Genomic DNA, 12,599 nt, shown 5'->3' with positions numbered 1-12,599 from the left:
CTATACAACATTAGTCAACGATTGTTTTCACACTGTACAAACCGCTCCGCATATTTAAGATCGACTGAAATTAAACAATGGGGATTTGTATGCTCGTCACCAATGCACTCGAAGCAATCAAAGATGCGAAGCGCGAGAAAACTGACTGGAGGGAAGTCTCTGGAATCGTGGGGGAAATACTCCAGACCCGAGCGTGGCGAGACAAGTACGAGAACATGAGCGCGTGGCTGGAATCTGCCGGTGAAGTGAGTGGCTACAGCCCTTCAATGTTGCGGCGCATGGTGGCGGTACGTGATTTCCTAAGCAGGGCAAAAGAAGAGTTCGGTGAACCCGAAATTCTTACTGACACAACGACTCGAGCACCCTTCGCCGCAATGGAGCTCTTGAAGCGCATCCACGATATCGACCCAGGCAAAGCCAAGGAAGTGTTTGGACAGATCCTTACTGGCGACGTTTCACATAGGGACGTGCAGGCCATCTATCAAAGCCTTTCCGGTGCTGCCGCTATGCAACAGCGACGGAGCGATGGCAGACAAGACCCTAAATCCTCGAACTCTGTAAACGGCAGAAAACAGTTCAATACATTGTTGCAGTTAGGCCCTGAGCTCGTCGACCAAAACCTAGCCATGCTCACAGGCGACATTCAGGCGAGGGCCTATTTCCGGGAATTTCGTTTTGCTTATGCTTCCCCAACGGCAGTAGCTCTCCGCTACAAAGACAATGGCATAGCCTGGATAGATGCCTTTGACCTTCGTTGGAGTGGGAAAAGCATCCAAGGCATCAAACGCAAACAGATGTTGGCCGAAATCGCCTTTGGCGCCACATTCTTTCGAAACTACTGGGTGGTCATTGATCAAGCCGATGATGTAGCCAACGCCCTTGCCAAGGATGCACAAGTGCTGAGCCTGCACTCCGTTGGGATCGCTATGGTGGACGCCAAAGATCCCGATAAGTTGCACGTTATAAAGAAACCAGAACTCTCGGCTCAGCCTGACCGACAATATATATCGATCAAAGAAGTTCTAACCCAAGGCATTCCGGACCTAGTCAGTCACTAGGCAAATAGGTTTGTTGGAGATGCAGCAGGATATTTGCGATATTTATATGTTTGAATGTTGTCCTGCTAAGCAGAGCTTACCAATTCAATAGGTCGGCAGTACTAGTGCCGAGACCTAGGACAGCAAGAATCACAATTACGCATGCAAGATATGAGGGAAAGAAGCAGAAATACTTTGGGAAATAATACTCCACCACCTTTATGCTAGCGAAACTTTCCCCGCGGAAAAAATCGGTACGCTCCACAGCTTTCCTCAACATGACGTATCGAATTAGGTACCCTAGGACAATAAGGGATAAAGCTATTGCTCCCCAGTTATACAGGGTACGCTCTCTATCGAGCTTCTCCATTACCCTGTGAAGACATAGCTTTTCCGATGCCGTTCCATTTTCCAACTTATATTTGAAATCCCAAGACATCAGTAGCCCGCCTCGAACATGCTTACATGCTCGATCGACCTCTTGCTGCTGCCAGTTCGAGAGCGCATCCCTGGAAATATCAATTGGAAGTAACGAACTAATGTTCAGTGAGAACGGTACATATAGAATCTGCATCGCGAATAGAATGTACATGAGGGTTGCCGCAATAAGCGCCCGCCCTTTAGCTTCGCGATATGCACTTACGACATAATCAGTAGCAGTCATTCCACACGCTCATTCTACCTTTAGCGTTGGAGTTGGTGATATAATTGCATCAGTTTGCAAAGACCCCTCCGGTAGATTGCATATCTTTTCAACCAGGGACGAGTTGAGCCTAAGTTCAATTGGCAGTCTGTCGGCCGCCACTTTTCCATGTTGAAGTACTAGGGTAACCGCTTTTTTCAGAAGCTTAGGTTCCTCGAATGAGAAGTAATCATCCAAAGGCTCAGATTTTCTCCATTTCCGGAAAGAGATCTGTTTGTATAGGTTTGTCACTTGGTCTTCGTCAAAAATCTCTAGGTTTTTGCACCGATAGACCATAACTTGAATGGAAACTTTCCACCGGGCCTTCAGGTCTCTAAAAGCGTCAAGCCGTGGGGTATAAACTTCATTGGGGAACGAGGCCCTAGGTAGCAAGAATGCCCCGGCAAACCTATTTGCTTCTGCTTCAATTACTTTTAACTGCCGGCTATCTTCTATTTCTTCCAGGCCCACCCCTTGATGAAGTACCAAGTGACCAAGTTCATGGGCGACGTCAAACCGAGACCTGACAGCAGCGTCTTTGTTCGAGGCCAAAAAGATAAAGGGTTGCTCGCCATTCCAAAATGAAAATGCCTCGACTTGCTGACCCCCCACGGGACAACGAGCAATGAAAATACCCTTGCTTTCCAGGAGAGCTACCGTATTGGAGATTGGCCCAACACCAAGTCCCCAGTGGCTACGGACCATTTCAGCGGCCTGCTCAATTTCCTCGTCAGTATAACGACCCTCGGGTCCCGTCGGGGTAATAGCTGGTATATCTACATCTGGAAGATTTACATACCCTTCAACATATTTTCCAATTTGGACAAACCAGTCCCCCAGTACATCACACATCAAATTCCGCTTCTTGGTTTTTGGTCCAAAAGCTCGGAAAAAACGAGGCGTACCTTCACCAAATGTCGGCAGATCATCGCCCGTAAAATAATAGATTGGCTGTTCTAATATCTCAGAAATTTTGCCCATAGTCTGCGGCTCAGGCAACTTGCCTCCGCGCTCATATGCTGAAACAGCTTGGCGCGTGACACCAATCTTTTGAGCAAGATCCGTTTGGCTCATCTGCTTGACTAGTCGCGCATCTGTGAGCCTACGGGGAATCAAACGCCGCCCGGCTGAACTAGCTCGGGCGGCATCGGGAAACTGGACAATCTTATCTGTCGCCATGATCTCTCCGCCACCTTTCTATATCCTCTTTGAGGGACATAGTGGCTTCTTCATCTGTCTCTTCAACCGAAGGCAATTCCGATGTTACTTCATGGGGAAGCCTCATCAGGTTACCTGTCCGGTGGATATACCCTAGCGAATGCTGCGGATGGGGAATAGCAAAATGGGCAAAACCTAATTCCTGATGGCCATGTAGCAAAAGAATATGCGGCAGTCCATCAATATGCGCCTCATCCTCAAGTTCACGTAGGGGCAGAAGCCACTGACTGTTAAGCCTCTTATTTTCTCTAAAACATACATTCCTAGGCTGCTTGGTCGGATCATCAGTTTGGCTAACCGTCATAGCCGAATGAGACATCCGAACCTCAAGGTATTTTCCTGTAGGCCGTTCAAAATACCTCCAGCGATAGTCAAACGGCCACTTACCCGTCTGAATCAGCTTTTCTATCCCCAAGTCGACGGCCCATTGCACCAACCTGCCCTTGTTCCATTTTGCGCTCTCGACACTCAGAATAGGCTCAGACTTTGCTAGGTGATTTACGGCACTATATGCTGCTCTAAGCATCGAAGGCACTTCCAATTGCTGCCGAGGGGTAATTTGGTCATTTAGGAAATGCCGTCCATTAATTGCATCCATTGTCACTTTACTTTCTTTTCGCGCCGACAGAAACGTTCCCTCACCATGCAACCTTATCCGATTTTTTGTTTGTTTTGTCAACCATAAAGGCGTATCTGTCAAATATAGGCATCGCTTCTAAACTCACGGGCGCCATTTTCTTGGAGACCAGGTACGATAAGCTCTCTTAGGGAGCCTAAAGACAACTATTAATGGATTTTATTTTATGCCCACATATACCGACTATTGCGAATCTTTAGCAGCAAAAATCCGAGACTATCGGGAAGGTGAATTGGCTCCGCCCGATGCAGAACATGTGGATCGTTGGGCTCAGCAATTTGATCCTAACGACCAGATCACCATCGTATCGGAGATGGACCACCTGTTTTCCGACCTCTATTTTGGCAAGGAGTGGGTGCATGGCCGCACCTCTCAGGCAGAAAAACCGGGCATAGAAGGCTCGAAATACACTCGGCATTTCCGCAATAAAATTACAAGATCACGCTCAACCCCGCACATAGCAAGGATTCCTTGTCCCACTTTATGTGTCACAGAATCCCACTAATTGCGTCAAAAATCTCACTTTATGTGTCACACGACACATGTAGGGTCGCTTAGATATCCAGGTTGGCGACGTTGAGGGCGTTGTCCTGGATGAAGGTGCGGCGCTCTTCAACCACATCCCCCATCAGCTTGGAGAAGATCTCATCCGCCGTGTCGGCCTGGCTGACTTTCACCTGCAGGAGCGAGCGCACTGCCGGGTCGAGCGTGGTTTCCCACAGCTGGTCCGGGTTCATCTCACCCAGGCCCTTATAGCGCTGGATACCGAGGCCCTTGCGCCCAACGGCCAGCAGGATGGCAAGCATCTCAAGCGGCGTGCCGACCTCTTGGGTTTCTTCCTTGCGGGTGATGGTGATCGGGTTCGCGAACAGCGCCCGGATTTCGCCCATGCGCCGGTGCAGGCCTTGTGCTTCCTGGCTTTCGATCAGGTGCTGGTCGATCTTGTGCATGTCGATCACACCGCGCACTTCGTGGGCGAAGCTGTAGCCGCCGTCTTCAGTGGCCGTCCCGCTCCAGCCGCCGTCTTCATCCGGACCCGCGAGCCGGTTCAGCCGGTCAGCGACAGCTTCCGCCATGGTCTGGCGTTCGCTATGGCCATCGAGCAGTTTGGTATCGAAGCCGCCCATCAGCGCGAGGGTTTCGACAATGCCCGCGTCATAGCGGTGCGGCACCCCAGCCATCAGCGACTTGATCGCCCGGGCTTCGGCGGCGAGATACTTGATCTCTTCGCCCGCGTGCTGGCCGCCGGTCGCGTCCATGATCACCACGTCGGTGGTACCGGCATCCAGGAGATATTCATCAAGCGCCTTGTCGTCCTTGAGGTAAACCTCGGACTTGCCGCGGCCGACCTTATAAAGCGGCGGCTGCGCGATATAGAGATGGCCGCGTTCAACCACTTCCGGCATCTGCCGGTAGAAGAAGGTAAGGAGAAGCGTCCGGATGTGGGCGCCGTCGACGTCAGCATCGGTCATGATGATGATTTTGTGGTAGCGGAGCTTCTCGATATTGAAGTCCTCGCGCCCGATACCGGTGCCGAGCGCAGTGATGAGCGTGCCGATCTCGTTCGAGGCCAGCATGCGGTCAAACCGCGCGCGTTCCACGTTCAGGATCTTACCGCGGAGCGGCAGGATCGCCTGGTTCTTCCGGTTCCGGCCCTGCTTGGCCGAGCCGCCTGCGGAGTCACCCTCCACGATGAAGAGTTCGGAGTGAGCCGGGTCCCGTTCCTGACAGTCGGCCAGCTTGCCGGGCAGCGACGCGATATCGAGCGCACCCTTGCGGCGGGTAAGTTCCCGCGCCTTCCTTGCGGCTTCACGCGCGGTGGCGGCATCGATGATCTTGCCGATGATGGTGCGGGCTTCGTTCGGGTGTTCGCCGAACCATTCGGTGAGCTTTTCGTTCACCAGCCCCTCGACCGCCGGGCGCACCTCGGAGGAGACCAGCTTGTCTTTGGTCTGGCTGGAGAATTTCGGATCCGGCACCTTGACCGACAGCACCGCCGTCAGGCCTTCGCGGGCATCGTCCCCCGACAGCGAAACCTTGGACTTTTTCGCCATGCCGGTGTCGTTGACATAGTTGTTGATGCAGCGCGTGAGCGAAGCGCGGAACGCCGCCAGGTGGGTCCCGCCATCCCGCTGCGGAATGTTGTTGGTGAAGCAGAAGACATTCTCGTGATAGCTGTCGTTCCACTGCAGGCTGAGCTCGGTGGTGATGCCGTCCTTCTCGCCGACGATGGTGATCGGGTCGCCGATCGCCGAGGTCTTGTTGCGGTCGATATATTTCACGAACGCGGTGATGCCGCCCTCGTAAAACAGCTCCATCTCCTTGGCGTCGACATGGCGCTTGTCCTGCAACAGGATGCGCACGCCCGAGTTCAGGAACGCCAGCTCACGGTAACGGTGGACCAGCTTTTCCCAATCGAATTCGATGAATTTGAAGGTCTCGAGCGACGGCATGAAGGTCACCATCGTGCCCTTCTGGCCGGGGGCGGCTTCGCCGACGACCTTGAGGTCCTCGACCGGCACCCCGCGCTCGAAACGCATGAAATGTTCCTTGCCACTGCGCCAGATGCGGAGTTCCAGCCAGTCCGACAGCGCGTTCACCACCGACACACCCACGCCGTGCAGGCCGCCTGACACCTTGTAGCTGTTCTGGTCAAACTTCCCGCCCGCGTGGAGCTGGGTCATGATCACCTGCGCGGCGGAGACGCCTTCGCCTTCGTGAATGTCGGTCGGAATGCCGCGGCCGTTGTCGGTGACCGAGCAGCTGCCGTCGGCATTGAGGGTCATGGTCACCAGGTCGCAGTGGCCGGCGAGCGCCTCGTCGATGGCATTATCAGACACTTCGAACACCATGTGGTGGAGGCCGGAGCCGTCCTCGGTGTCGCCAATATACATGCCGGGGCGCTTACGGACGGCGTCGAGTCCCTTCAGAACCTTGATCGACTCTGCGCCGTATTCTTCACCAGCATCAACACCAGCATCTTGGGCCATGTCTTCACTCATACGTCAGTGACCTCTCTCTTACCCGTGCGACGGCAAAAGTTTGCCGTCCCCCACGTCAAAAAATTCTGCCCGGTCCTCAAGCCCATCGAAAAGAGCCCGGTCCGTGCCCGTGAGCCAACATTGGCCCCCAAGACCTGCGAGCGCATCGAAAAGCGCCGCCCGCCGGTCAGTATCCAAATGCGCCGCCACCTCATCCATGAGGAGGAGGGGCGCAAGCCCCTTCAGCGCCGCCTGAAGGCGTGCGTTGGCGAGGATAAGCGCTATCAGGAGCGCCTTCTGCTCGCCGGTCGAACACAGGTCCGCCCGCATTGCCTTCGGCGCATGGGTGACCACAAGATCGGTCTTGTGGACCCCTTCGCCTGCGCGGCCCGCAGCCGCATCGCGTCGCCTGGACGCCTGAAGCCGGTTCTTAAGCGCCGCTTCGGCATCCGAGGCCGGTGTCCCTTCGGCCAGCTTTTGTTCCAGCCAGCCATCGAGCGCCAGTTCGGCGCGCGGGAACGGCCCTCCGGTCGCCTCCGCCAATTGCCCGGCAAGCTGGCCCGCGAAATCGAGCCGCGCCACGGCAACTGCCACCGCATGTTCGGCCATCCGCGCTTCAAGCGCCGAAAGCCAGGCCGGGTCGGCATCTCGCCCTTTACCCGGCCCTTTATCCCCAAGCAGGCGGTTGCGTTCCCGCATCACCCGCTCATACGCCCCGACCTGGCGGCTGTGGTCCGGATAAAGCCCCAGAACCAGCCGGTCGAGGAAGCGCCGCCTGCTGGACGGCCCCTCAAGAAACAGACGGTCCATCTGCGGCGTCAGCCACACCACCGACCAGCGGTCACCGAGCATATTGCTATTGGCAACCGAAACACCATCAAGGCGGACGACCCGCCGGTCGCTGACCACGCCGCCTTCGGCCGTGAGCCCCGTGCCGACCCGGACACTTTCGCCCGCCACATTGAGCGTCGCGGCTACAGCCCAAGGACCTTCGGCACCGAGCCGGGTGACTTCCCCGAGCGCCGCGCGGCGGAGGCCCCGCCCGGGCGCCAGGTAACTCAGCGCCTCCAGAACGTTGGTCTTGCCAGCGCCATTCGGTCCGGTGAGGACCACGAGCGGCTTGGCGCCCGCAAGGTCGATCCGCATCCGCTCATAGGACCGAAAGTCCGTAAGCGTCAGGGTCGAGACAAACACACCGCCCAGCACGCTGGCGCCATCAGGCATTCGGATGCCCCAGCAGGCGTCCCGGCATGAAGGAGGTGGTCTGTTTTTTGAACACGGTCACGGTCGTTTGCCCGTTTCATTCTGCCACGCGTCCGGCTAGACCCGCATCGGCATCAGCACGTAAAGCGCGCCGTCGTCGATCATGTCCCGAAGGACCGTCGGCGCCGACGGGTCGGCCAGGAATGCCTGGACGGTGTCGCCTTCGACCTGCGCCAGAATATCGAGGAGGTAACGGCTGTTGAAGCCGATCTCCAGCGGGTCGGCGTCATAGGCCGCGGCCAGTTCTTCGGTTGCGGTACCGCTGTCCGGGCTGTTGACGGAAAGCGTCAGCGTATCCTTGTCGAGCGACAGCTTGACCGACCGGGTCTTGTCCGAGCTGATGGTGGACACACGGTCCACAGCTTCTGCGAACACACGGCAGTCCATCTCCAGCATCTTGTCGTTCCCCTTGGGGATGACACGGCTATAGTCCGGGAAGGTGCCGTCGATCAGCTTCGAGGTGATAACCGCGCCATTGAAGCTGAAGCGGATTTTGGTGTCACTGAGGGCCACCTGGACCGCGCCGTCGAATTCGTCGATCAGCTTGCGAACTTCAGCCACGGCCTTCCGGGGGATAATCACGCCCGGCATGCCGGCTGCCCCATCAGGTACATCCTGCTCCACCTGCGCGAGGCGGTGGCCGTCGGTCGCGACTGCCCTGAGCGTCGCACCGTCTTCGCCGTTGGCGACATGAAGGTAGATACCATTGAGGTAATAGCGGGTTTCCTCGGTCGAGATCGCGAAGCGGGCCTTATCGATGAGGCGCTTCAGCTCGGCGGCAGCGAGCTCAAACCGGTGCGGCATGTCGCCTTCGCTCATGACCGGGAAGTCTTCCTTGTCGAGGCAGGCGAGCGTGAACCGCGAGCGCCCGGACTTGACGACCAGTCGCTCACCGTCTTCGAGGCTCAGCTCAACCTCGGCACCGTCCGGCAGCTTGCGGACAATGTCGAACAGCGTGTGCGCCGGCACCGTGGTCGCCCCCGGCGCCATCACATTGGCGCCTGTATGTTCGACCATGGCGATATCCAGGTCCGTCGCGGTCATGGCAACCATGTCGCCGTCGGCCTCGAACATCACATTCGACAGGATCGGGATCGTGTTACGGCGTTCTACGACCGACTGCACGTGCCCAAGGGTCTTCAAAAGGGAATTCCGTTCGATAGTGACTTTCATGGATATTTTCTTCTTGTCTGTTCTGACTGTACCTATGGCTCCCAATCCTCAGCGACGCGTGACGAGCACCGGGAGTCCCCCTCCCAGTTTTCGGCCCTCAGCCTCAGGCCGTCAGCAGGCGCGAACGCCCGAAATCGATGAGGATTTATATCTTGTGAAACAATAGCGATTTTTGCCCCCAAACCAAATGAAAAAGCGCCAAAAAGGCGCTTTTTTTTGGGGTATCAAAGCCAAGGGAATCTGCCGAGTCGCCTATAAATGCCGAAAGCCCCGGCCCTGTGCCGGAAAAGCCCGGCAGCAGCCGTCACGAAACAGCCCCCGGCTCAGCCTTCCAGAAGCCGGGAAAGCCGGGTCAGATCGTCGTCCAGCTGGCTGTCGTCGCGCCTCAGGTCCTCGATCTTGCGCACCGCGTGCATGACGGTCGTATGATCCCGCCCACCGAAGCGGCGGCCGATTTCCGGCAAACTGCGGCTGGTGAGCTGCTTCGAAAGATACATGGCAACCTGCCTGGGCCGGGCGATATTGCGGGCCCGGCGTTCGGACAGCATTTCCGAGAGGCGCAGGTTGAAATAATCCGCCACCGCGCGCTGGATCTCATCGATCGTCAGCTTGCGGTCGTTGGCACGGATCAGGTCCTGCAGCACGTCGCGGGTCATGTCCATGGTGATCGGGCGGCCGACGAGCGTGGCATAGGCCATCACGCGGTTCAGGGCGCCTTCAAGCTCACGTACGTTGGAGGTGATCCGCCGTGCGAGGAACTCAAGCACCTCGGCAGGGACGATCACGCTCTCCGCCTGCTCGGCCTTCGACTGAAGGATGCCGAGGCGCAGCTCGTAATCGGTCGGGTGGATATCGGCGACCAGACCCCAGCCAAGGCGGCTGATGATGCGTTCCTCGATACCTTCCAGGTCGGTGGGCGACCGGTCCGCGGTGATAACCACCTGGCAGCGGTTGTCCACAAGCGCGTTGAAGGTATGGAAGAACTCTTCCTGAGTGCTGTCCTTGTTGGCGATGAACTGGACGTCATCGACCATCAGAAGGTCAACCGTGCGGAATTTCTTCTTGAAGGCGTGGGTATCCTTGAAGCGAAGTGCGGCGATAAATTCGAACATGAATTTCTCAGCCGAGACATACACCACCCTCTTGGCCGGATTGCGCCTGCGGACTTCCCAGGCGATCGCGTGCATCAGGTGGGTTTTGCCGAGGCCCACGCCGCCATGCAGGAACAGCGGGTTGAAGGCCACTTCATCGGTTTCGGCAATGCGCTTGGCGGCGGCGTAAGCCAGCTCGTTCGACTTGCCGACCACAAAACTGTCGAAGGTGTATTTCGGGTCAAGCGCCGAGCTTTCCGCAGCCGCCTGGGCCGCCGTGCTGGCCATGGCCGATACCGGCTTCGCAGGCGCGGACATCCTGTCGGCGACACCGTCAAGACGGCGTGCCGCCAAGCGGATGCTCAGGCTTTTGATGCGTGGGTTTTCAGCGAGGAAAAAGTCCCTCAGGCGCGGCGCATAGTGGCGCTGAATCCAGTCGCGCACGAATTTGGTCGGTGCCGTCAGTTCAACAGTGCTGCCGTCCACACCTTCATAGCCCAGCTGGCCGAGCCATGTCGAATAAGCGTCCTGACCAAATTCGTTCCGGAACTTGTCGCAAACGCGGTGCCACGGTGCCAATTCGAAATCGGAACTCAGTTCGGATGCAACCCCCCCGGATGCCCCCATCTTTCCTAACTCCCTCTCACCCATCGGGTTATATGCTCCTTATGAACCCTTAACGTCGGCATTCCCGATGCCAGAACCGGTTACCAAGCGCCGATAGAAGGGCGCTCTGGGGCCGACATTTTAGCTTTACCTCTCAGCAAGCCTGAATCAGCCAGACGGCTCCGGTTCCGATCTGTTTTTTCCTAAACGGCGGCGTGATCCCAGCCTGCCAGGTCAGGCCTGAACCACTTGCGGGCTGCTCCCTCATAGGGATTGGATGGTTACCCGTAGGCCCGCCGCGTAAGGAAGGAAGATACATCTGCACGGGGGAAGGCTTCAACTGATTCTATGCTCAATAAGGCAAGAATCTGACGATCCCTATGGGCTTCTAACCCATGGTCTACAAGATGTTGATTCAGGCCCACCGACCCGTTTTTGATGTGCGCTTTTTGTTCCCGGAAGCCTGTCCCAAAATGACAAAGGCCGCGCCCGAAGGTGCAGCCTTTTCGTTTTTGGATCGCCCTAGACGTGCGAATCGGGCCCAGGTGAATTCAGATCGAACCGGGGCCCGGATGCCAGACTTAGGCGAGCGCTTTTACGCGCTGAGCAAGACGCGATACTTTGCGCGAAGCCGTCTTCTTGTGCAGGACGCCTTTGGAAGCACCGCGCATGATTTCCGGCTGAGCAGCTTGCAGCGCAGCGTTCGCAGCAGCCTTGTCACCGGAAGCAATTGCTTCTTCAACCTTGCGCACGAAGGTGCGGATACGGCTGACGCGAGATTTGTTGATAGCCGCGCGGCGCTCGTTACGACGAATGCGTTTTTCAGCCTGGGGTGAATTTGCCATGTTTCTCAACCTTCTTCGAGCGGCGCTACCAAATTTCCGTCCGGCGCCTGCCCTTTACATCTTCATCTGTTTCCGGCCGCCGAAAGGCTTTCCGCCACGGCAACCACTTAATTCGAGGTCGGCTCTATATACCGCCTACGGGAATGCGTCAATACCAAACGGCCACAAACCCCGCTTTACCCCGCCTTTTATGCGCTTTAGCAGTTTTTAAACTGCGGCTGGCGCTTTTCGATGAAGGCATTCATGCCTTCTTTCTGGTCTTCCGTCGCGAAGAGCGAGTGGAACGCCCGGCGTTCGAACAACAACCCTTCAGTCAGTGTGGTCTCCAGCGCACGGTTGGTCGCTTCTTTTGCCAGCGCCACGGACGGCATCGAAAGCCCCGCGATCACACCGGCAATCTCCAGCGCACCGTCGAGCAGGTCCTCGGTCGGCATGATACGGCTGACGAGCCCGGCACGCTCGGCTTCGAGCGCATCCATCATGCGGCCCGTGAGCATCATGTCCATGGCTTTCGATTTGCCGACAATACGGGTCAGGCGCTGCGAACCGCCGATTCCCGGGATCACGCCAAGCTTGATTTCCGGCTGGCCGAATTTGGCGTTTTCCGCCGCAACGATGAAATCACACGCCATGGCGATTTCACAGCCGCCCCCAAGCGCATAGCCGGAGACCGCAGCGATCACCGGTTTGCGGACACGGGCGAATACATTGTTGATGGCTGCGAACATATCGTCCTTGAGGACGTCGGCGAACGACTTCCCAGCCATTTCCTTGATATCGGCGCCAGCCGCGAAAGCCTTTTCGCTGCCGGTGATAACGATCGTGCCAACCTCATCGTCGCCATCGAGCGCAACAAGGGCTTCGCCAAGCTCGGCCAGAAGCATGGCATTGAGCGCGTTCAGGGCCTCAGGCCGGTTGAGCGTGATCAAGCCGACGCGGTTGTTCTTGTCGAGCAATATGGTTTCAAAAGTCATAAATCAGCCTTTTCCTAGGGTCCGACTTTGAGATCGTGAGTCCTACTGGGCTCTGGCCCATTTGAAAAGGACTTTATCTTCATGCGCGCACA

10 protein-coding genes are annotated in these 12,599 nt (G+C 56.7%); 2 read left to right on the top strand and 8 right to left on the bottom strand.

Annotated features, from left to right (window positions below; translation table 11 throughout):
• Nucleotides 1–89 precede the first annotated feature (89 nt).
• Nucleotides 90–1,058 (top strand): hypothetical protein, encoded by a 969-nt coding sequence (locus K6118_RS13060; RefSeq protein WP_247120812.1) that lies wholly within the window; start codon nt 90–92, stop codon nt 1,056–1,058.
• Nucleotides 1,059–1,710: 652 nt separating this feature from the next.
• Here K6118_RS13060 and K6118_RS13055 read toward each other — a convergent pair.
• A complete protein-coding gene (locus tag K6118_RS13055) occupies nt 1,711–2,898 on the bottom strand; it encodes a helix-turn-helix domain-containing protein (RefSeq protein WP_247120811.1) in 1,188 nt (395 codons plus the stop codon).
• The gene (locus tag K6118_RS13050) at nt 2,885–3,541 is read right to left on the bottom strand and encodes a hypothetical protein (RefSeq protein WP_247120809.1); all 657 of its coding nucleotides are present in this window, start codon (nt 3,539–3,541) and stop codon (nt 2,885–2,887) included. Before K6118_RS13050 ends, K6118_RS13055 begins: the two co-directional genes overlap by 14 nt.
• 199 nt (nt 3,542–3,740) lie before the next feature.
• Between K6118_RS13050 and K6118_RS13045 the strand changes: the two genes are divergently transcribed.
• A complete protein-coding gene (locus K6118_RS13045) occupies nt 3,741–4,079 on the top strand; it encodes a hypothetical protein (RefSeq protein WP_247120808.1) in 339 nt (112 codons plus the stop codon).
• Nucleotides 4,080–4,128: 49 nt separating this feature from the next.
• Here K6118_RS13045 and gyrB read toward each other — a convergent pair whose 3' ends face one another.
• From gyrB to K6118_RS13015, 6 genes are all read right to left on the bottom strand, one after another.
• Nucleotides 4,129–6,576, bottom strand: coding sequence for a DNA topoisomerase (ATP-hydrolyzing) subunit B (gene gyrB, locus K6118_RS13040; protein WP_281500794.1), 2,448 nt, complete (start codon nt 6,574–6,576; stop codon nt 4,129–4,131).
• An 18-nt stretch (nt 6,577–6,594) separates the two neighbouring features.
• Nucleotides 6,595–7,779 (bottom strand): DNA replication/repair protein RecF, encoded by a 1,185-nt coding sequence (gene recF / locus K6118_RS13035; protein ID WP_247120807.1) that lies wholly within the window; start codon nt 7,777–7,779, stop codon nt 6,595–6,597.
• Nucleotides 7,780–7,875: 96 nt separating this feature from the next.
• Nucleotides 7,876–8,991 carry a DNA polymerase III subunit beta gene (gene dnaN / locus K6118_RS13030; RefSeq protein ID WP_247120805.1) on the bottom strand — a complete coding sequence of 372 codons (1,116 nt, stop codon included), beginning with the start codon at nt 8,989–8,991 and terminating at the stop codon, nt 7,876–7,878.
• 323 nt (nt 8,992–9,314) lie between these two features.
• The gene (dnaA, locus tag K6118_RS13025; protein WP_247120804.1) at nt 9,315–10,709 is read right to left on the bottom strand and encodes a chromosomal replication initiator protein DnaA; all 1,395 of its coding nucleotides are present in this window, start codon (nt 10,707–10,709) and stop codon (nt 9,315–9,317) included.
• A 560-nt stretch (nt 10,710–11,269) separates the two neighbouring features.
• A complete protein-coding gene (gene rpsT / locus K6118_RS13020; protein ID WP_247120803.1) occupies nt 11,270–11,533 on the bottom strand; it encodes a 30S ribosomal protein S20 in 264 nt (87 codons plus the stop codon).
• 197 nt (nt 11,534–11,730) lie between these two features.
• Nucleotides 11,731–12,507: an enoyl-CoA hydratase gene (locus K6118_RS13015; protein ID WP_247120802.1), complete on the bottom strand. Its 777-nt coding sequence runs from the start codon at nt 12,505–12,507 to the stop codon at nt 11,731–11,733.
• Between the last annotated feature and the right edge of the window lie 92 nt (nt 12,508–12,599).

The organism is Kordiimonas marina, from assembly GCF_023006325.1.
GTDB classification, from domain to species: domain Bacteria; phylum Pseudomonadota; class Alphaproteobacteria; order Sphingomonadales; family Kordiimonadaceae; genus Kordiimonas; species Kordiimonas marina.
The sequence above is the reverse complement of the archived record's forward strand: the minus strand, read 5'-3'. Positions and strand labels throughout refer to the sequence as shown.